This window comes from Streptomyces sp. NPDC054796 (genome assembly GCF_053611545.1).
This window is the reverse complement of sequence record NZ_JBSHAO010000019.1, coordinates 111,528-130,765: the sequence shown is the minus strand read 5'-3', so window position 1 is coordinate 130,765 and position 19,238 is coordinate 111,528. Positions and strand designations below refer to the sequence as shown.

Here is a 19,238-nt window from a genome sequence, read left to right as displayed (position 1 = left end):
CCGCCGCGGGCGCGGCGCGGGGTTCAGGCGGCCATGACGGGCGGGGTCAGCCTGCGGATGAGCTGGGCGAGGTCGCGGTGGCCCTCGCGTTCGGCGAGGGCGACGCGCTCCTCGGGGAGGGCGCGCTGCCACCACTCGCCCGAGGCGGTCTCCACGGCCTCGCGCAGTTCGACGAGTGCCGCGGCCAGCCTGTCGCGGGCCCGGCCCGCCTCCTCGTACGGTGCGTCCGTGACCAGCAGGTGCCGTACATCGTCGCGTGCCGCTTCCGCGTGGTGCAGGGCGGTCTCGATGCGGTCGCTCGCGCGCCGGTTGGTGACCAGCACGCAGCACAGGAGTCCGACGACGACGCCGACCACCGTGTCGATCCAGCGGTCCCCCACCAGGTCACCGGCCGCGACGGGGCTGCCGAACTGGCTCAGGAGCAGGGCCATCGGGGTGACGCAGACCGAGCCGAGCCAGTAGTTGCGCGAGATGAACGCCTCCGCGCCGATCTGGAAGGCGAGCGCGAGGAGGATCATCGCGAGGTACCCGGTGTGGATGACGGGCAGCAGCGCGGTGAAGAGCAGCAGCCCGAGCAGGTTGCCCAGGGTGCGCTGGACGGCGCGCTGCCAGGAGAGGGTCGTGTTGGCCTGGTAGATGGACGCGGCGGTGACGACGGCCCAGTACGGGTGTCCGACGCCGAGCGCCATCGAGGCCCATCCGGCGAGGGAGCAGCCCACGACGACGCGGGCGCCTATCGGCAACAGCGGCGAGCCGGGGCCGAGCTGCGCGGCGAGGGCCCGCAGGCCGCGGGGGCGTTCCGGGGCCGGGCGGCGGGGCACGTAGGCGGCGGAGCGGTCGGCCTCGACGCCCGCGAGGGCGCCCGCCTGCGCCGGGGTGAGGTCGATCTCGGGCAGCGCGCGGCCCCACCGCAGGCCGGCGGCCCAGGCCAGGCAGCGTTCGGCCTCGGCGGTACGGGGCCCGTGGGTTCCCGTACCGGTTCCGGTTCCGCTGCCGGTCCAGGCTCCGGTTCCGGTTCCGGTTCCGGTGCCGGTGCCGGTGCCGAGCGCCGATTCGGCGCGGACGAGCAGCCGCTCCAGCGCGGTGCGCGCGGCGACGGCCGAGGGCGTGCGGGCCGGGACGAGGAAGAGGGTGTGCCAGGCGGCGTTCACGGCTGCGGCCGCGGCGTGCCGCGCCCCGGGCGCCGCTGGCGCCCCGCCGGACTCCGCGCGCAGCAGCGCGGCCGCCGCCTCCAGCGCACGCGCTGTGGCGATGCGCTCGGGGCCCCTGGGCCGTACGAGCGCGGGCGCCATGCACACGAGCCAGGCGACGGCGCCGCCCGCGAGCGCGAGCAGCACATGGAAGGGCACCTGGTCGAGGCGCTGGGGCACGAAGAACGCCGAGGCGGCGATGAAGGTGAGGATGAGGTTGCCCGGCGGGCCGATGCGGACGGCGTCGCACACCATCTTGTGGACGGCGGCGACGAGCGAGGCGAGCAGCACCAGCAGCACGGCCGAGCCGGTCAGCGAGGCGGCGGTCAGGGCGATCGCGAGGGAGGCGGTCATGCCGAGCACGACCCGGCCGAGGGTGCGGGCGCGGGCCGCGTACGGCAGGCCGTGCGCGTACAGGGCGCACATCGCCCCGGCGGAGGTGTAGAGCACCAGGTCGAGGCGACCGAGCGCGTAGAGCGTGAAGTGCGGGACGGCGATCGCCGCGGCGGCGCTGAAGGCGGGCTTGTGCCAGATGTCGGCGGGCCTGCGCAGCCGGACGGTGCTCTTCACCGGCAGCGGGCGGATACGGACCGCGCCGGATCCGCCGGTCGGTTTGGCGTGCTTCCCCATAAAGAAAAGGTTAGCAATTAATTTACTCGTGAAAGAGTATGGTGAGGGAGGCTTTCACCACACGAAACCGCCCGGCGCGCGGCCGGGCGGCTCAGTGAGGTGACTCCGTGAGGAGACCGCGAACTCAGACGGAGACCTGGACAGGGCGCCGCGCACGGGGCTCCAGCTGGAAGTCCTGACGCACCGGGTGCCCGTCGCGCACGAGCACGCGAGACACGGCGGCGAGCCGGTCGGGCGAGCTGGCGATCACGTTGACGACGCTCTCGGGGAGGCCCGTGGCGGCGTACTCGCCGTTGCCGTCGGTCATCGCGCGCACCAGCTCGCGGCCGTGCGTGCCGGTGACGGTGATGGCGACACCCTTGAGCGGCTGCCCCTGCGGGTCGGCGACGCACCCCGTGAGCATGGGCTCGGACTGGCCGATGCGGTGCTTGTGCGGGGGAAGGGCGCTGGGCTGCTGGAGCTCGAAGGTGGGATCCTCCACCGGCGGCTCGGGCACCTCCTCCTCGTCCCCGGCCGACTCGCGGGCCAGCGCACGCCGCTCCCGCCACGCACCGAGGGCGAGCAGCGCCGCGCCGACGACCACCCAGCAGCAGATCACCAGCACGGGGCGCACGACGTTCGTACCGTCGAAGTAGAAGAGCCCGCGCAGCGCCTCGATGAGGTTGCCCATGGGCATGATCGGGTGCAGCGCGCGGAAGAAGCCGGGCACCATCTGGACGGGGATGGCGCCGCCGCTGGACGGCATGCTCAGCAGCACGAACAGGCCCATGGCCACGCCGGGGAAGAACTGCTTGCAGAACGGGACAAGGCCGTACGAGGTCTGCGCCACCGCCTGCGTCATCAGGAACAGGAACAGGATCGCCAGCGGCTTGTTCGGGATCACGTCCATCGAGAGGCCGACGAGGTAGGCGACGACGCTGATCACCGCGCCCGCAGCCGCGAGGGTGATGATCTTCTTGCGGCGCCCGAAGGTGGTGGCCCTCAGCAGCATCATCACCATCACGTACGACGGGATGGTGCAGGCGAGCACCAGGTAGAAGAGCCCTGTCCCCATGCCGTCGCCGGCGGCGGTCGGGGCGACGTCGTGCATGTGGAGGTGGCCGCCGCTCTGCTGCGCGACGGCGGTGAAGGTCTTCTGGAGCACGGACTCCAGCGAGTAGCCGTCGGCCTTGGCGACGAACAACTGGGGGTTGCCCGCGGCCGGCACGTATCCGGCGGTGGCGTCACGGTCGGTCACCGCGTCGCGCGCGGCGCCCGCGTCCGAGACCTGCACGATGTCGAAGGCGCCGGGGCTCTTCTGGTCCAGCGCCTCCTGGATCTGCACGGCGGCGTGCCCGGGGACCGCGACCTCGACGTGGTGCGGGGTCGGGTTGTGGAACGGCAGCAGATAGCAGACCAGGAACCCCGTGAAGAAGAAGGCCGGGAACCACAGCGTCGACGCCAGCGTGCGCAGCGTCGCGCGCAGGTCCGACTTCTCCTCCGCTTCTCCCCCCGCTCCCGCTTCCGCGTTGGCCTGTGTTCCCGTCTGCTCTTCGGCCATGGACGTGGTCCGCCTCCTCGCCTCTCGCTGCGCACTGTCGCGTGATCCACGCCATATTGGATGGCATGGACAATAATTAGCTACGCTAACAGAAACGTGCACGAGTGCAAAAATGCATTACTGTACGGAAGGTGGAGTCGAGAAGAACGGCGAGCGCCGAGGCCCTTCCGCCGGCCGAGGACTCTCCCTCGTCAGGGCTGCGGGAGCGGAAGAAGCTGGAGACGCGGTCCGCACTGCGCGCCGCGGCCGTCGAGCTGTATCTGGACAAGGGGCCCTCGGCCGTCACGGTGCACGACATCTGCGAGGCGGCGGGCGTCTCCCCGCGCACGTTCTTCAACTACTTCGAGACCAAGGACGACGCGGTCTTCGACTGGGACCACCGGCTGACGCACCAGCTCGTCAAGGGCGTGCGGGACCGCCCGTCCGACGAACCCCCGCTCCCCGCTCTGCACCGGACCATCCACGACGCCGTGCCCGCGCTCGTGGCCGACCCCGGGTGGCACTCGCGCGGCGCCCTGCTGCGCCGGTACCCGGAGCTGATCCCGCGGCTGCTGCACAGCAACCGGCGCATGGAGGAGGCCGTCGCCTGCGCCGTCGCCGAGCGCACCGGGCTCCCCGAGGACGCCCGCTATCCGCGGCTCCTGGCGGGCGCGGGCCTCGCCGCGTTCCGTACGGCGATGCGCGCCTGGGACCCCGGCACCGGCGCCGACTCGCTCCTCGGTCTCGTCGACGAGTCCTTCGGCCTGCTCGCCGCTGGCCTGCCCGCGCCGGAGCGGGACGCCGCCGAGCGGGACGGCGAGGCCTGACGGGGCACGACGGGTGCCGCGCGGACCCGTACCCGGCACCGGACCCCCTCAACAGGTCAGCGGGGCGTGCGCGTCAGCACCTCGCAGCCGTCGTCCGTGACCAGGGCCGTGTCGGAGAGCGCGTGGCGGCCCACGTGCGCGTCGAGCATCCAGGACTGGATGTGGAGGGTCATCCCGGCGCGCAGGACCATCGTGTTGCCGGGGCGCAGGGTGCGGCTGCCGCCCATCCAGCCGGGCGGGAAGCCGATGCCGACGAGGTAGCCGCAATGGTGACGCCGGTAGGTGCCGCCCACGGCGCGGTCCATGACGGAGCGCCAGGCGTGGAAGACCCCCTCCGCCGTCTCTCCGGGCCGCAGCGCCGCGCACAGCGCCGCCATCGCCTCGTGCGACGCTTCCGCCGCGCGCGCGTCGCGGGCCGCCGTGTCCTGGCCGAGGTGGCGGAGGCGGGCGAGCGGGGCGTGGTAGCGGCCGTAGGCGGCGGACAGTTCGAGGAAGACGGCGTCGTCCGGGCCGATGCGGCGCGTCGACCACGTCAGATGCTCCTGGTCGAGCCGGTCCGTGGTGCGTACGAGCGGGGCGAAGGCGGGGAGGCCGCCGCCCGCGCTGAGCATCGCCTCGTGCACGGCGGCGGCCACCTCGTTCTCGCGGGCGCCCGCCGTGGCCGCGGCGAGTCCGGCACCCATGGCGAGGTCGGAGAGGCGTGCGGCCGTGCGGATGTGCTCGGTCTCGCGCGGGGTGTGCACGGACCGGCACCCGGTGAGCAGCGGGCCGCAGTCGGCCCAGCGGGTACCGGACGGGCCGCGCTCGCGGAAACCCTCCCTGAGCCGGTCCCAGACGGCGGGCGGCAGGCTGAGGGAAGCGGCCTGGTAGCCGAGCGTGCCGGGGATGCCGGAGCGGCCGGGGATGCCGGGTAGCGGTGCGAGGTCGCGGAGCGCGTCGAGCAGCGCGTCGGCGGGGTCGGTGCCGTCGCCGTAGCCGACGTGCGCGCAGCCGTGTGTCTGCGCGGCGGCCGTCGGCGCCTCCATCTCCCGCTCCACCAGCACCGGCGTCCCCTCCAGCGGCAGCAGCAGTCCCGTGACGGCGAAGTGGCCCTGATGGTCGAGGCCGGAGAGGTAGTGGACGTCCTCCGGCGCGGTGACGAGCAGGGCGCCGAAGCCGTCGCGTGCCATGGCGGCACGGACACCGGCGCGGCGCTCCGCGTACTCCTCGGCGGGGAAGGCGGGCGGCGCGGGCACGGGGTGGTCCGGGCCCGCGCCCAGGTCCGCGCCCGGGGCCGGGGCGCTCCGCTCGGTCATGGCCGACTCCTCCTCGTGCGGGGACGTGGTGCGTGGGGCTGGTGTGCCCGCGCCCCTACGTGTCCCCCCGCACGTGTCCCGTTACGCGCGGGCGCCCCGTGGCCCTCTTTACGGCCGGTTGACCTCCCCGTACGCTCCCTCACCGCCACGCGACCACGCACGTACCGCGCACCGCGCACAACGTGCCGCCGTCACCGGAGCCGGGGAGGCCGTTCATGGGCAGCACGGGCAGTACGGGCAGCAGGGGCACCAGACGCAGCGGACGCAGACACGGGGGCGCCGTCGCCAGGGCGCTGGCGGTGGCGGGACTGCTCGTCTCCGTGCTGGCCGGAACCCAGGCAACCCCCGACGCACACGCGGCCGACACACACACCACCGTCACCCGCGACACCGCCCCGCCCACCGCCGCACCCGAGGTCGTGCCGCTCCAGGTGACGGGCCCCGCCGAGAAGCGGTTCAACCTCGTCCTCCTCGGCGACGGTTACACCGCCGAGGAGCTGGACGACTTCCGCGCCGACGCCGACGCACATCTGAACGTGCTGTGGAGCATCGAGCCCTTCGCCTCCTACCGCTCCTACCTCAACGTCTACGCGGTGCTGACCCCCTCGCCCGAGTCCGGCGTCGACTGCGACCCCGACCTCACCTCGCCCCGGCGCGACACCCCGCTGGGCATGGGCTTCTGGGGCGGCTGCCGGGAGGCGGGGCCGCAGCGGCTGCTCACCATGGACAGCGCGGCGGCGGCACGCTACGCGGACCTCGTCCCCGGCACCACCGACGCCAACCGCCAGATCGTGGGCCTCGCCCACAGCGACACGTACGGCGGTGCCGGAGGCACCTACGCCACCGCCTCCGGCGGCAACGCGCTCTCGTCGCTGATCACCCCGCACGAGATCGGGCACTCGCTGGGCGGGCTCCAGGACGAGTACGACTACTACCAGCGCGGCGAGCCCGGCGGCGCCTACGAGGGCGGCGAGCCTGACTCCGCGCACCACACCCTGCTCACCGAGGCGCAGATGCGCGAGCGGCACGCGAAGTGGTGGCGCTGGCTGGGCGAGAAGAGCCTCTCGGGCGGCACCATCGGCCGCCACAAGGGCGGCATGTACAGCACCAAGGGCGTGTGGCGCCCGAGCAGGCACTCCATGATGAAGACGCTCGGCTACGCCTTCGACCAGCCGCAGCGCGAGGTGATGACGCGGGCCGTCTCCGCGAAGACCTCCCTCGTCCAGAGCAGCACCCCCACCTCGGCGCCCCTCGGGGACGACCGTGTCGTCTGGCTGGAGACCATGCATCCGACGGGCGGCGCCCTGGACGTCACCTGGGCCGTGGACGGCAGGCCGGTGAAGTCGGCGCGCGGTGCCCGTCAGCTCGACCTCTCCCGGCTCGGCCTCGCGCCCGGCACACACTCCCTCACGGCGACCGTCACCGACCCGACCCCCTTCGTACGGGACCCCGCGATCCGCGCGTCCAAGGCACTGACCCGCACCGTGGAGTGGACGGTGGACGCGAGCAAGGACACCGGCACCGGGCGCCAACCGACGGACGCGGCAAGGGAGTTCACCGGGCACACGCCGACGGAGTCGCCCGTCGGCGCGGACACCGTCGTGTACGCGGACACCGCGCACCCCGACGACCGCGCCTTCGCCGTACGGTGGCGTCTCGACGGACGCGCGCTGCCCACGCCCCCGCCCACGCGGGGCAACGACCGCGACCTCGATCTCGGCGCCCTGCGCCTGTCCCCCGGCAGCCACACCCTCACCGCCGAGGTGACCGACCCGCACGCGCCGCGCACGAAGGGCGAGCGCCTCACGTGGACGGTGGACGCGGCCGGCCCGAAGACGGTGTACGAGCTGTCCGAACCGCTGCGGAGGACCGAGCGCCCCGGCAGGCCCGTGGAGTACGTGTACGACGGCCCGTTCACGATGCGGCTCACAGGGCGTGACGACGGCGAAGGGCACGTCGTCAGCCAGTTCCGGGTGGACGGTGACGGCTGGTACCACTACTTCGGCTGGCCCACCGACCCGGACGCGCCCTTCCGCTTCACCCCCGGAGGCACCGAGATCGACGGCCTCGTCTACGGCAAGCTCGGCACACCACGCGCCGTCCCCTGGGACGACGCGAGCCCGGACTACGGCACCCACACCGTCGAGTACCGCTCCATCGACGCGGCCGGAAACGCGAGCGCGCCGAAGAAGTTCCTGGTCACCCTCGTCCCCCCGCGCGACGGAAACAGGAACAGGTAGATGAGGGACCGGGGGCAGGAGCTCACGGCTCGTCCGGGCCGGGTACGTCCGCGCGGTCGCGCAGCCCCTGCCCGTCCGCGCGCTCGCGCAGCCGCTCCGCGATCACGGCCGCCTGCACCCTGCGCCCCACCCCCAGCTTGGCCAGCAGCGAGGAGATGCGGTTCTTGACGGTCTTCTCCGCGAGGAAGAGCCGTTCCGCGATCTGACGGTTGGTCAGCCCCTCTCCGATGAGTTCGAGCACCTGCCGCTCACGGGGCGAGAGGTGGGCCAGTCCGGGCGGCCCCGGACGGCTGTGCGGGGCACGCAGCCGTTCCATCACGCGGGCCGTGGCACCAGGGTCGAGCATGGACTTGCCGCTCGCGACGGTGCGTATGGCCGACACCAGGTCGGAGCCCTTGATCTGCTTGAGCACATAACCTGCGGCGCCCGCCATGATCGCGTCGAAGAGCGCCTCATCGTCGTCGAAGGAGGTGAGCATCAGACAGGCGAGGTCCGGCATGCGGGCCCGCAGTTCCCGGCAGACCTCGATGCCCTCCTGGTCGCTTCCCTCGTCCATGCCGCCCAGCCGGATGTCGAGCACGGCCACGTGCGGGCGCAGCGCGGGGGCGCGGACGAGTGCCTGGCGCGCGTCGGAGGCGTCGCCGACCACTTCGAGGTCGGGTTCGGCGCTGAGCATGTCGCGCAGACCGCGGCGCACCACCTCGTGGTCGTCGAGCAGGAAGACCCGGATCGGGAGCTGATGCTGATTCTGATGCAGTTGCTGGTGCTGATGTTGTTGCTGGTGTTGTTGCTGGTACGGGCCGCGTCCCGCTGCGTTCCCCCCGGCGCCGCGGCCCTCCTGGGCTTCACCGCCGTTCCCCACGTCGCTGTGCGGCATGTCCCTCCTCAGATTCCCGGACCCGCTTTCCGCTGCCCCCGCACCGGATCCGCTTCCGTCCGCCCTCGCTGTCGTCGCCGTCGTCCCGGAACCCGCTGCCTGCCCCCACAGCCTTATGCCCTGAAAGGCCGTCGGTAAGGGGCCGTTCGGCCCCCGCGAGTGCGAGTAATCTGCTGTTCCGGGCGCCGCGCTGGCGGCGCGACACGTCCCCCGGAGGTCGTATGGCGGATTCCGAGGACCAGGCGCGAGGTCAGGCACGGGACCGGGCCCCGGAGCACACTCCGGATCGCACCCCGGACCACGCCCCGGAGTACACGCTGGGGACCGGGCGCGAGAGCTGGCTCCCGCAGCTCCGGCTGGACCAGTTACTGGACGAGTTGCAGTCGCGGCTGGACGCCGCCCGTAAGACACAGGACCGGATGCACAGCCTGCTGGAGGCCGTGCTCAGCGTCGGCCGCGAACTCGACCTGGCGCAGGTGCTGGAGCGGATCGTGCGTGCCGCGATCGTCCTGACCGACGCGGAGTACGGCGCCGTGGGCGTGATCGGCGACGGGCGGCGGCTCTCCCGCTTCCTCCCCGTGGGCATCTCGGACGAGCTGGCCGCGCGCATCGGCCCCCTCCCCCAGGGCCACGGCATCCTCGGCGAGCTGATCCGCCACCCGGAGCCCCTGCGGCTCAACGACCTCGCCGAGCACCCGGCCAGCTACGGCTTCCCCGCGAACCACCCGCCGATGCGGACCTTCCTCGGGGTGCCGATCAGGGTCAGGGACGAGGTGTTCGGGAACCTGTATCTGACGGAGAAGCGCGGCGGCTCCCGCTTCGACGCGGACGACGAGGCCGTCCTCACCACGCTGTCCGTCGCGGCCGGGGTCGCCATCGACAACGCCAGGCTCTACGCGGAGAGCCGCCGCCGCGAGGAGTGGGGCGCCGCGCTCGGCGAGATCACCCGCTCCCTGCTGAGCGGCGCCGACGCCACCGACGTGCTGAGCCTCATCGCGCGGCGCGCACTGGAGGTCGCCCAGGCGGACTCGGCGTGCGTCCTGGTGCCCGACCTGGGCGCCAACGTGCTGCGCGTGGACGTCGCCGTGGGCGAGCTGGCCGCCGAACTGTCAGGGCAGGCCGTCGAGTACGAGAACACCCTCGCGGGGCTCGCCGCGCGCACCGGCAGACCCGCGGTCAGCGCCGATCTGCGCTCCGACCCGCGCGCCCACGCCTTCCCCGGCCTGGAGGACGCGTACGGGCCGACCGTCGCCGTGCCGCTGCTGGCCAGGGAGCGGGTGCAGGGCGCGCTGCGCCTGAGCCGCCTCGCGGAGCGCAGCCCCTTCGACGTGACGGAGGTCGGGCTGCTCTCGGACTTCGCGGGGCAGGCGGCGCTCGCGCTGGAACTGGCCCGGCACAGGGCGGAGTCGGAGCAGTTGGCGCTGCTGCACGACAGAGACCGCATCGCGCGCGATCTGCACGACCTCGCGATCCAGCGGCTGTTCGCCACCGGGATGACGCTCCAGAGCGCGGGCAGGCTGATCGACCACCCGGAGGCGTCCGAGCGGGTCGGGCGCGCGGTGGACGACCTCGACGAGACCATCAAGATCATCCGTTCCACCATCTTCGCGCTGCGCTCCTCCGGCGAGGAGGCGGCCGGCGGCGCGGGCGGCGAGAGCGGCGGCAGCGCGCTGTCCGGTGGCGGTGCCGGTCTGCGGCGGCTGATGACGAAGGCCGTCGCCACCTCGGCCGAGGCGCTGGGCTTCACCCCGTCGCTGCGGATGGAGGGGCGGGTCGACACGGACATCCCCGAGGAGACGGCGGACCAGGTGCTGGCGGTGCTGGTGGAGGCCCTGAGCAACGTGGCCCGGCACGCGCACGCCCGTCGCGCCGATGTGACGCTGACGGTCGACGCGCACATCGTCCTCACCGTCACCGACGACGGTGTGGGCGTGGGCGAGAGCGTGCCGCGCACGGGCGGCCTGGCCAACATGCGCTCACGCGCCGAACTCCTCGGCGGCACGCTGGAGATCACTCCCGCGCGGCTGCCGGGCGAGCACATGGACGGTGCGGTGGACAAGCCCGTGGACGAGATCGCGGACGGCGGCCCGGACGGAAGCCCGGACGGGGGCCTGGACGGAAGCCTGGACACGGTTCCGGTTCTCGCCCACGCCACGGTCCGCGGCGGCGGGACGGGCCCACGGCCCGGCACCCGGATCGTGTGGCGCGTGCCGCTGCTGTCACCGGGGAACGGCGAGGAGAAAGGGGCGGGCGCCCTGACTTGAGTCTCCAGCGGCTGGAGACAGCAGGGTGGGGACATGGACGGTACGACCCTCTACGCGATCGGTGAACTCTCCCGGCGGACCGGCTTGTCCGTGCGGACGATCCGGTTCTGGTCCGACGCGGGCGTGGTCGTACCGGCCGGCCGAAATCCCGCCGGATACCGGCTCTACGACCATGCGGCGCTGCTCCGTCTGGAACTCGTCCGCACCCTGCGCGAACTGGGCATCGGCCTCGCCACGGTGCGACGGGTGCTGGACCGCGAGCTGTCGATGGCGGACGTCGCCGAGGCGCACGCCGCCGCCCTCGACACGCAGATCAGGACGCTGCGGCTGCGCCGGAGCGTGCTGCGGGTCGTCGCCGGATCCGGGTCCGACCCCGAGGAGACCCAGCTCATGCACCGACTCACCCAGCTGTCTGCCGACGAACGCCGTCGCCTGATCGACGACTTCGTGGCGGACACGTTCGGCCCGGAGACCGCACCCGGCACGGAGAACCCGCCCGGCACGGACGGTGACGCGGAGGGCGCGGAGGGCGGCCGGGCCGCCGAGGCCATGGTGCGCGCCGCCGCTCCGGACCTCCCCGAGGACCCGTCGACCGAGCAGGTCGCCGCCTGGGTGGAACTCGCCGAGCTGGTCGGCGACCCGGACTTCCGTGCGCGCATACGCCGGGCCGCCGTCGAGCAGGCCACCGGGCGCGCGCCGGACATCGACACCGCCGCAGGGGCCGCGCTCATGGAGTACGCCCGCGAGCGGATCGCCGGGGCCCGGGCGGCGGGCGTCGATCCGCTCGACGACGAGGCCGCCCCCGTCGTCGACGACCTCGTGCCCCGGTTCGCCGACGCCCTGGGCCGCACCCCCGACGCGGAGTTCCGGGAGTGGCTGGCCCAGCGGTTCGCGCGCGCCCACGACCCGCGCGTGGAGCGGTACTGGCGGCTGGTGTGGACCGTCAACGGCTGGCAGGAGGTGCCGCACCTCCTCCCCGTCCACCCCTGGCTCGCCGAGGCGCTGGCCGGGAACCACGCGACGCGACGCTAGCGATCCGTCTTCGACCGGATCACGTCACGCCCCGTCGGGCTCGCTCGTGGACTGGAGTGCCTTGTTCAGGAGGGCGGCGAGTTCGCGCAGCTCGTCGGGCTCCAGCCGGGCGAGCGGGCTCGTCCCCAGCGCCGCCTCGATGACCGCTTCGCGGACCCGGCGGCCGTCGTCGGTGAGGTTGACGACGCGTGAGCGCCGGTCGTGGGGATCGACGGTCCTCTCGACCAGCCCGCGTTCGGTGAGCTGCTTCATGACGAAGCTGAGGTTGGGCGCGTTGCAGAACACGCGCCGCGCGATCGTCTTCATCGGCGGCGGCGCCTCGTCGGGATCGATCGCCCAGAGCGCCTGGGCGGTGGCATGGGTCAGGGAGTGTTCGGCCAATGCCGCCGTCAGTCGGTCGTTCGCCTGCATCACCGCCGTGTGATTGGCGAGCACTGCCGCTTCGAGGATGCTCCGCGCCATGGCACCGAGGATACATCTTTACTTCGATGCTCGAAGGAGTATGGTTCGAGCCTCGAAGCAAAATCCGAGGTGCCCGGCGACGGGCGCCCTCGGAATGGACCGGAAGGGAATCACTCATGCACGACTACACCGGGCAGACAGCCCTGGTCACCGGCGCGTCGAAGGGGCTGGGGGAAGCCTTCGCCCGCGAGCTGGCCGCACGCGGAGCCCACCTCGTCCTCGTGGCACGCTCCGCCGACGCGCTCGACAAGCTCGCCGAGCAGTTGCGATCGGCGTACGGCGTCCGGACCGACGTGATCGCCGCGGACCTGACGGACCGGCAGGCGCCGCAGGCGGTCGCCGACGCGCTCCAGGAGCGGGAGCTGAGCGTGGACCTGCTGGTCAACAACGCGGGCATGGGCGCGGTCGGGCCCTTCCTGAGCCGCCCGTACGAGCCCAACGCGCGATCGGTCGACCTGAATGTGAGCGCCCTGATGGAGTTGGTGCACCACATCGGGCGGAGCATGCTCGAGCGCGGTCGCGGCGGCATCATCAACGTCTCCTCGACCGCGGCTTTCCAGCCCATGCCGTACCAGGCCAGCTACAGCGCCACGAAGGCTTTCGTGCTCTCCTTCACCGAGGCACTCGTCGAAGAGCTGCGCGGTACCGGTGTCCGGGTCATGGCGGCCCACCCCGGCGCCACGGACACCGGATTCTTCGACGGGACGACGGCCGTCATGAACCCGAAGGCCGTCGCCCCGGACCGCGTCGCCGCCAAGGCTCTCGACGATTTCGCGCGGGGCCGGTCGAGCTCGTTCCCCGGCCGTGCCTCCGACCGCGTCCTCACCTTCGTGCCCCGGCTGCTGCCCCGGTCGCTGACCGCCCGCATCAGCGGCACCTACAACCGCCGAGCCGGCCACCACCGCGTAGCCGACCGCCACGCCGCACCGCAGGGCTCCTAGGGGCACCCATGAAGTGGGCGGGGACACGTCCGCGCGCGAGAGACACGCCCCGCACCACACATGGTCACCGAGGCCGATACGCGGTGGCCAGTACGGAGACGGTGACGGTGACCCGGTCGGGCAGGACGCCGTCGTCGTCCAGGTCGGCACGGCTCAGGTGGCGTGCGCTCGGCGTCATCCCCACCAGGTCGGCGGCCGCCTGCCCGGTGAGGGAGGTGACGTACTCGATCCGTTCGGTGACGGCCGCCTCGAAGAAGGGGTCCAGCCCCTGGTGCAGGCGTTCTTCCTTGGCCGGGTCGATCGTGACCATGGCGCGCAGTCGGCCGCGCAGCTCAGCCAGGTGCCGCCCCGTAGGACGCACCACGATCAGCCGCCCGGTCGGCCGCAGTATCCGGCGGAACTCGGCCGGATTGCGCGGCGCGAAGACGTCCAGCACGACGTCGGCCACCCCGTCGGCCAGCGGAAAGGGCCTGAAGACGTCCCAGGCCGCCGCGACGGCTCGTGCGTGGAGCCGCGCCGCCGAGCGCAGCGCGCGCACCGATGAGTCCAGCCCCAGGCCACGGGCGCCGGGCAGTTGGTCGAGCACACCGGCCAGGTAGTAGCCCGTACCGCAACCGACGTCCACCACCGTGCCGTTCCCGGGCACGGCGCCTGCCGCCGCCAGACGGGCCACGGCATGGCGGACGGGCCCGTACCCGCCGGTGGACAGAAACCGCTCCCGGGCCCGGACCATGGCCGCGTCGTCGCCGCTGGTGGGACGGGTGCCCGTCAGGAGGCTGACGTAGCCGTGACGGGCGATGTCGAAGGTGTGACCCACCGGACAGCGCAGTGCGCCACGGTCGGGGTGCAGTCGGGGTGCGCGGCACGTCGGGCAGCGCAGCAGGCCGAGGAAGAGTTCAAAGGCAGGGGGAAGCAACACGGACACGAGGCACTCCTGGCAGCGGTGAGAGGAAAGAGACCGTGCCTGCGCGCGCGTTCGGAATGCCGCCGCCGCGAGGAGGAGCGGGCAGCGGCGGGAGTGTGGTTCACGCGGCAGGCACACCAAGGAGGGCGACGCCGTCCGGCATCGCCCTCAGTGTCTGCCGCTCACAGGAAGCAGTAGTGCGGGTTGCTCGTGAATCTCACACCATGAGTCTACGAGGTCCGCCGGAAGCGCCTCGTGCCGCCCAGCGGGTGCGGCCTTCCCGGGCGGCCTTCCGCGCGGGCACGCGCCAACGCGACGTCCGTTTCCTGCCAGCGCACACACGGGCGCCGGTCCAGCATGGGCGCATGGCCAAGTACACCGTGCTCCCCGTCGACACCGCCGCGCTGGCGCAACTGCGAGTTGCCGATGACGCGGACCGGCCCTGCGCCCCGTACATCGCGACCGGCGACGATGCGGGATCCCCGCTGCGCTGCTGCCTCCGCCCCATCACGTCCGGCGAGCGGATCGCCCTCGTCTCGTACGCACCGCTGCGTCGCTGGGCCGCCTCGAAGGGTGCGGATCCGGGCGCGTACGACGAACAGGGTCCCGTCTTCATCCACGCCGACGACTGCGGCGGGTTCACCCCCGGCGAGGGCTACCCCTTCGCCCGTCCTGGCGCCCTGCGCACCGTGCGCCGCTACAGCGCCCGGGGCCGTATCGCGGGTGGCCGCCTTCTGGAGATCCCGGCCGGCGCCACGGCAGGCTTCGACGCGGCCTTCGACGAGGCGTTCGCCGACCCGGACGTGGTGCTCGCGCATGTCCGGGCAGTGGAATACGGGTGCTTCCACTTCGAGGTGCGACGGCCCTCCGCCGAGGAGTCATAGCCGCCGGGCCGGTCGAACCGGTCGTCTAGTCTCGGCCCATGCCGCAGCGACAGCACGAACCGGCCGGCCACCCCGCGGAACCGCGCGAGGGCGCGTACGTCGCGGACTTCTGGTTCGATCCCGCGTGCCCGTACACCTGGATCACCTCGCGCTGGCTCCTGGAGGTGGCCACGGTACGGCCCGTCTCGGTGCGGTGGCGGGTGATGAGCCTGTCGGTGCTCAATGAGCACCTGGACGAGGATCCCGAAGGCGACCCGGACGGCTATCTGTGGATGCCCGTAAGGGTCTGCGCCGCCGTGGAGAAGGAGTTCGGGCACGAGGCGCTCGGCCGCTTCTACACCGCGCTCGGCACCCGCCTCCACCTGGGCGGGGACTGGGACTGGCGCACCCTGTTCCCCTCCTCGCTGGCCGCTGCGGGGTTGCCGGAGCGGCTGGCGGAGGCGGGCGGTTCGACGATGTACGACGGCGCCGTGCGCGCCTCGCACGAGGCGGGCACCGGCCTCGTAGGGGAGGACGTCGGCACCCCCGTGATCGCCGTGCGCTCCGCCGAAGGCGGCGGTGACGGCGGCGGGGCGCCGACGGCCTTCTTCGGCCCGTGCATCTCCCCCGCGCCGCACGGCGAGGCGGCCGGACGGCTGTGGGACGGGGTGCTGCTGATGGCTGGAGTCGCGGGCTTCTACGAGTTCAAGCGGGCACCGGCCGAGCCGGACTTCACGGGGCGAGGGTGAGCGGGAGGGCACCCGCAGCAGGCTCCCGCGCACGCGCGCGTACGGGCACCTCGTCGCGGGCAGTAAGCGGGCGTGTCCACACAGCAGAGACAGCAGAAACACAGACAGCAGAACCTGACCTTCATCGTCGGCACCGGCCGCAGCGGCTCGACGACCCTGTCCCGGATCGTCAATCTGCACCCCGGCGTCCTGAGCCTGAACGAGCTGTTCGCCTCCGTCATGGCGCCCCGCGTCCTGAGCGAAGAGCCGCTCGACGGCGCCGAGTTCTGGTCGCACGTCGCGGGCCCGACGCCCGTCTTCGACAGGATGATCCGCAGCGGCGTACCCCTGCCCGAGTTCCTGTACCCGCGCCTCCCCTCGACCCGCTACAGCGCCGAGACCACGGGCATCCCCGCGATCCTCCTGATGACGCTCCCCCATCTGAGCGACGACCCCGACGGGCTGCTGGACACGCTCACGCCCACCGTCGAGAGCTGGCCCGTACGGGAGCCCGCCGCGCACTGGGAGGCGCTGTTCGCGGCCCTGGCCGAGCTGACAGGCCGCACCGGCGCGACCGTCGAGCGCTCCGGCTACTCCCTCGGCCATGTGCCCGTACTGCGCTCCCTCTTCCCCCACGCCCGCTTCGTGCACCTGTACCGCGACGGGCCCGACTGCGCCCTGTCGATGAGCCGCCACTCCGGATACCGCCTGATCCGGTCGCTGTACGAGATGGCGGAGCTGTGCGGCCTGGAGTCGCCCGGCGAGCTGACGGAGGAACACATCGCGCTTCTGCCGCCCGAGTTGGCCGCACTGCTGGCCGAGCGCTTCGAACCGGGGGTGCTGATGGACCGGCCCGTGCCCGTCGAGCGGTTCGGCGAGCTGTGGTCGCGGCTCATCGAGGAAGGGGTACGGGATCTGGCGGCGCTGCCCGAGTCCGTACGCACCACGCTCGCGTACGAGGACCTGCTCGACGACCCGCACGGCGAACTCACCCGGCTGGCCGCCTTCATCGGCGTGAAGCCGCTCCCGGAGTGGCTGGACGAGGGCAGCGCCCTGCTCGACGGCGGCGGCAGACGCGGCTCCGCCGCCCGGAACCTGTCGCCCGGCGAACTGGCCGCACTGCGCGAGGTCTGCGCGCCCGGCGAACGGGCGTTGGCAAGGCAGTAACCGAACACGAAGGGCGAGGGCCGGGTGCTGCTGGCCCACGATCGTTCGTGGGCGGGGGCCGCCAGGACACGCCGGGCCGGGGCCGCTTCACCCTGCCCGGCGGTAGCTTCCCCCGTCTCTGGTCCGGGCCAGCAGGCCCGCCTCGACCAGATAGCGGCGCAGCGCCGAGCAGTCCTCGTGCACCGTCCGCAGCGCCTCGTTGACCTCCGGCTCGCTGTACGCGCGGTCCCGCTCGAAGAGCGTCCGCGCGAGGTGCACGAGCAACTGCTCGCGGCGGGCCGCCTTCCGCGGGATCGCGGTCAGCCGGCCGTGCGAGAAGAGGGCGGCCACCCCTGTGGCGCCGCCGGGCACGTTCTGGGACATGCGCCGAGCCTCGCGCACGCGCGCGAGGCCTCGCAACGTGTTTTCACCGTGCCCCCGTCGACGCGGGACTCACGCCTTGTCGTAGTACCAGCCGCTGCAATCGAAGTCGCCCGTGGCGCGGTGCTGGCACGCCTTGTACCGCACGGGGGTGCCCTCGGCGATCTCGAAGTTCCGCACCTCGGGCGGGCCCTCGTAGCCGTTGACATTGACGACGTGCGTGTACCGCTGCCCGGTCCGTGTGGACGAACGCTACGGAGGCCGCGCGGTCCGGGCACCCGGTGTGGGGTGGACTTGCGCCGGGACCCTGGCGGTACGGGGGCGGGCCGCGCCCGTGTACCAGCGCGGTAGGCGGGGCGAGCTCCCGCACGCCCCGCCACCCCCGCCTCCGGCCCGCCTCGCGCGGCGTCACACCGCCAGTGCCTCCCGTACCGCCGACTCCGCCTCCCCGTCGCCCGCGCCCTGCGAGGTGATGCGGCCCGCCTCCAGGACGTAGTAGTGGTCGGCGGCGCGCAGGGCGAAGTCGATGTGCTGTTCGACGAGCAGGACCGAGAGGCCGCCGCGTTCGGTCAGGGTGAGGACGGTCTGCTGGATCTCGGCGACGACGGAGGGCTGGATGCCCTCCGTCGGCTCGTCGAGCAGGAGCAGGCGGGGGCGGGTGATCAGGGCGCGGGCCAGGGCGAGTTGCTGGCGCTGGCCGCCGGAGAGGAGCCCTGCGCGGCGGGCCATCAGGGCGCGCAGCGCGGGGAACAGGTCGAGGGCGTCGGCCGTCGCCTCGCGTGCCCCGGAGGGCTGCCCGTCGGCCACGAGCCGGAGGTTCTCGCGCACCGTGAGGTGCGGGAAGCTCTGCTGGCCCTGCGGTACGTACGCCATGCCGCGCCGCACCCGGCGGTGCGCGGGCAGCCGGGTGATGTCCTCGCCGTCGAGGCGGACGGTGCCGCCGCGCGGACGTAGCAGGCCCGTCGCGGCGCGCAGCAGCGTGGACTTGCCCGCGCCGTTGTGGCCGAGGACGGTGACGACGCCCTCGTCGGGGACGGTGAGCGAGACGCCGTGCAGGACCGTGGTGCGGTCGTATCCGGCCGTCAGGTTGTCGATCTCCAGCACCGGTCAGACCTCCTGGGCCACGGGCGCCGACGCACCCTCGGACTGCGTGGACGACGAAGCGGGCGCCTCGTGTCCGAGGTAGACCTCCTGGACGCGGGGGTCGGCCCGTACCTCGGCCACCGTCCCCTCGCTCAGCACGGCCCCCGCGTGCAGCACGGTCACACTGCGCGCGAAGGAGCGCAGGAAGTCCATGTCGTGCTCGATGACCACGACGGTGTGCTCCTCCGCGACCTCCTCCAGCAGTCGCCCCGTCGCCTCGCGCTCGTCGTGGCTCATGCCCGCGACGGGCTCGTCGAGCAGCAGGAGCCGCACGTCCTGCACCAGCAGCATGCCGATCTCCAGCCACTGCTTCTGGCCGTGCGCGAGGGTCCCGGCGGGCTTGTCGCGGTGGGCTGTCAGGCCCGTGGTCTCCAGGGCCCGTTCGACGCTCTCGGGTACAGTCGCGCGCTGTCGCAGCAGGGTGGCGATGCCGCGTCCCGCGCCCGCCGCGATGTCGAGGTTCTGGAGGACGGTCAGCTCCTCGAAGACCGCCGCCGTCTGGAAGGTGCGCCCGATGCCCGCGCGGGCGATCTTCTGGACGCTGCTGCCGAGGAGTTCGCGGCCGTCGAAGCGGACCGAGCCCGTGGCCCTGGCCAGGCCCGTCACCGCGTCGACGAGGGTGGTCTTGCCCGCTCCGTTGGGCCCGATGAGGAAGCGGAGGTCTCCGGCGCCGACGGTCAGATCGACCCCGTCGACCGCCGTGAACCCGTCGAACGTGACCCGCAGGCCCCGCACCTCCAGGCTGCCGGACTGTTCCCTGCCCGACGGCTCGCTTCCGGTTCCGGTCGTGGTCATG

At 73.0% G+C, this 19,238-nt stretch carries 17 protein-coding genes; 8 read left to right on the top strand and 9 right to left on the bottom strand.

Annotated elements, in window-relative coordinates:
• Positions 1-23: 23 nt before the first annotated feature.
• A complete protein-coding gene (locus tag ACWGJ2_RS18315) occupies positions 24-1,820 on the bottom strand; it encodes an FUSC family protein (protein WP_453347128.1) in 1,797 nt (598 codons plus the stop codon).
• A 124-nt stretch (positions 1,821-1,944) separates the two neighbouring features.
• On the bottom strand, positions 1,945-3,360 hold the full coding sequence (locus ACWGJ2_RS18310) for a carboxypeptidase regulatory-like domain-containing protein (RefSeq protein WP_453347127.1): 1,416 nt from the start codon (positions 3,358-3,360) through the stop codon (positions 1,945-1,947).
• Between the two features lie 131 nt (positions 3,361-3,491).
• Here ACWGJ2_RS18310 and ACWGJ2_RS18305 point away from each other — a divergent pair, with 131 nt between their 5' ends.
• On the top strand, positions 3,492-4,166 hold the full coding sequence (locus tag ACWGJ2_RS18305; protein WP_453347126.1) for a TetR/AcrR family transcriptional regulator: 675 nt from the start codon (positions 3,492-3,494) through the stop codon (positions 4,164-4,166).
• Between the two features lie 56 nt (positions 4,167-4,222).
• Here ACWGJ2_RS18305 and ACWGJ2_RS18300 read toward each other — a convergent pair whose 3' ends face one another.
• The gene (locus ACWGJ2_RS18300; protein ID WP_453347125.1) at positions 4,223-5,461 is read right to left on the bottom strand and encodes a M24 family metallopeptidase; all 1,239 of its coding nucleotides are present in this window, start codon (positions 5,459-5,461) and stop codon (positions 4,223-4,225) included.
• A gap of 215 nt (positions 5,462-5,676) precedes the next feature.
• Between ACWGJ2_RS18300 and ACWGJ2_RS18295 the strand changes: the two genes are divergently transcribed.
• Positions 5,677-7,701: a M64 family metallopeptidase gene (locus ACWGJ2_RS18295; protein WP_453347124.1), complete on the top strand. Its 2,025-nt coding sequence runs from the start codon at positions 5,677-5,679 to the stop codon at positions 7,699-7,701.
• A gap of 22 nt (positions 7,702-7,723) precedes the next feature.
• Here the strand turns inward: ACWGJ2_RS18295 and ACWGJ2_RS18290 are convergent, their stop codons facing one another.
• On the bottom strand, positions 7,724-8,578 hold the full coding sequence (locus ACWGJ2_RS18290; RefSeq protein ID WP_453347123.1) for a response regulator: 855 nt from the start codon (positions 8,576-8,578) through the stop codon (positions 7,724-7,726).
• A 317-nt stretch (positions 8,579-8,895) separates the two neighbouring features.
• Between ACWGJ2_RS18290 and ACWGJ2_RS18285 the strand changes: the two genes are divergently transcribed.
• Both ACWGJ2_RS18285 and ACWGJ2_RS18280 read left to right on the top strand, forming a co-directional pair.
• Positions 8,896-10,842, top strand: a complete 1,947-nt coding sequence (locus ACWGJ2_RS18285) for a GAF domain-containing protein (protein ID WP_453347150.1) — start codon at positions 8,896-8,898, stop codon at positions 10,840-10,842.
• A gap of 33 nt (positions 10,843-10,875) precedes the next feature.
• The gene (locus ACWGJ2_RS18280) at positions 10,876-11,874 is read left to right on the top strand and encodes a MerR family transcriptional regulator (RefSeq protein WP_453347122.1); all 999 of its coding nucleotides are present in this window, start codon (positions 10,876-10,878) and stop codon (positions 11,872-11,874) included.
• A 24-nt stretch (positions 11,875-11,898) separates the two neighbouring features.
• Here ACWGJ2_RS18280 and ACWGJ2_RS18275 read toward each other — a convergent pair whose 3' ends face one another.
• Positions 11,899-12,336 (bottom strand): MarR family winged helix-turn-helix transcriptional regulator, encoded by a 438-nt coding sequence (locus ACWGJ2_RS18275; protein ID WP_453347121.1) that lies wholly within the window; start codon positions 12,334-12,336, stop codon positions 11,899-11,901.
• 116 nt (positions 12,337-12,452) lie between these two features.
• Between ACWGJ2_RS18275 and ACWGJ2_RS18270 the strand changes: the two genes are divergently transcribed.
• A complete protein-coding gene (locus ACWGJ2_RS18270) occupies positions 12,453-13,277 on the top strand; it encodes an SDR family NAD(P)-dependent oxidoreductase (RefSeq protein WP_453347120.1) in 825 nt (274 codons plus the stop codon).
• Between the two features lie 64 nt (positions 13,278-13,341).
• Here ACWGJ2_RS18270 and ACWGJ2_RS18265 read toward each other — a convergent pair whose 3' ends face one another.
• Positions 13,342-14,202, bottom strand: coding sequence for a putative RNA methyltransferase (locus ACWGJ2_RS18265; RefSeq protein ID WP_453347119.1), 861 nt, complete (start codon positions 14,200-14,202; stop codon positions 13,342-13,344).
• A gap of 344 nt (positions 14,203-14,546) precedes the next feature.
• On the opposite strand from ACWGJ2_RS18265, the gene ACWGJ2_RS18260 reads away from it, so the two are divergent.
• The 3 genes from ACWGJ2_RS18260 (at position 14,547) to ACWGJ2_RS18250 (ending at position 16,939) form a co-directional block, all read left to right on the top strand.
• Positions 14,547-15,065: a DUF1203 domain-containing protein gene (locus ACWGJ2_RS18260; RefSeq protein ID WP_453347118.1), complete on the top strand. Its 519-nt coding sequence runs from the start codon at positions 14,547-14,549 to the stop codon at positions 15,063-15,065.
• Positions 15,066-15,103: 38 nt separating this feature from the next.
• Complete coding sequence (locus ACWGJ2_RS18255; protein WP_453347117.1) at positions 15,104-15,793, top strand: mycothiol-dependent nitroreductase Rv2466c family protein; 690 nt, start codon at positions 15,104-15,106, stop codon at positions 15,791-15,793.
• 72 nt (positions 15,794-15,865) lie between these two features.
• The gene (locus ACWGJ2_RS18250) at positions 15,866-16,939 is read left to right on the top strand and encodes a sulfotransferase (RefSeq protein ID WP_453347116.1); all 1,074 of its coding nucleotides are present in this window, start codon (positions 15,866-15,868) and stop codon (positions 16,937-16,939) included.
• 87 nt (positions 16,940-17,026) lie between these two features.
• Here the strand turns inward: ACWGJ2_RS18250 and ACWGJ2_RS18245 are convergent, their stop codons facing one another.
• The 3 genes from ACWGJ2_RS18245 to urtD all read right to left on the bottom strand — a co-directional run bounded on the left by ACWGJ2_RS18245 (position 17,027) and on the right by urtD (position 19,237).
• Positions 17,027-17,302: a DUF2087 domain-containing protein gene (locus tag ACWGJ2_RS18245; protein WP_453347115.1), complete on the bottom strand. Its 276-nt coding sequence runs from the start codon at positions 17,300-17,302 to the stop codon at positions 17,027-17,029.
• 405 nt (positions 17,303-17,707) lie between these two features.
• Positions 17,708-18,403 (bottom strand): urea ABC transporter ATP-binding subunit UrtE, encoded by a 696-nt coding sequence (gene urtE / locus ACWGJ2_RS18240; protein WP_453347114.1) that lies wholly within the window; start codon positions 18,401-18,403, stop codon positions 17,708-17,710.
• A gap of 3 nt (positions 18,404-18,406) precedes the next feature.
• Entirely contained in the window at positions 18,407-19,237 is an 831-nt protein-coding gene (gene urtD, locus ACWGJ2_RS18235; protein ID WP_453347149.1) for an urea ABC transporter ATP-binding protein UrtD, read from the bottom strand.
• Between the last annotated feature and the right edge of the window lies 1 nt (position 19,238).

Coding starts and splice junctions, on each gene's coding strand:
- urtD (WP_453347149.1), bottom strand. CDS start 19,237: ATGACCACGACCGGAACCGGAAGCGAGCCGTCGGGCAGGGAACAGTCC.
- ACWGJ2_RS18295 (WP_453347124.1), top strand. CDS start 5,677: ATGGGCAGCACGGGCAGTACGGGCAGCAGGGGCACCAGACGCAGCGGA.
- ACWGJ2_RS18260 (WP_453347118.1), top strand. CDS start 14,547: ATGGCCAAGTACACCGTGCTCCCCGTCGACACCGCCGCGCTGGCGCAA.
- ACWGJ2_RS18275 (WP_453347121.1), bottom strand. CDS start 12,336: ATGGCGCGGAGCATCCTCGAAGCGGCAGTGCTCGCCAATCACACGGCG.
- ACWGJ2_RS18310 (WP_453347127.1), bottom strand. CDS start 3,360: ATGGCCGAAGAGCAGACGGGAACACAGGCCAACGCGGAAGCGGGAGCG.
- ACWGJ2_RS18270 (WP_453347120.1), top strand. CDS start 12,453: ATGCACGACTACACCGGGCAGACAGCCCTGGTCACCGGCGCGTCGAAG.
- ACWGJ2_RS18315 (WP_453347128.1), bottom strand. CDS start 1,820: ATGGGGAAGCACGCCAAACCGACCGGCGGATCCGGCGCGGTCCGTATC.
- ACWGJ2_RS18280 (WP_453347122.1), top strand. CDS start 10,876: ATGGACGGTACGACCCTCTACGCGATCGGTGAACTCTCCCGGCGGACC.
- ACWGJ2_RS18245 (WP_453347115.1), bottom strand. CDS start 17,302: ATGTCCCAGAACGTGCCCGGCGGCGCCACAGGGGTGGCCGCCCTCTTC.
- ACWGJ2_RS18300 (WP_453347125.1), bottom strand. CDS start 5,461: ATGACCGAGCGGAGCGCCCCGGCCCCGGGCGCGGACCTGGGCGCGGGC.
- ACWGJ2_RS18290 (WP_453347123.1), bottom strand. CDS start 8,578: ATGCCGCACAGCGACGTGGGGAACGGCGGTGAAGCCCAGGAGGGCCGC.
- ACWGJ2_RS18255 (WP_453347117.1), top strand. CDS start 15,104: ATGCCGCAGCGACAGCACGAACCGGCCGGCCACCCCGCGGAACCGCGC.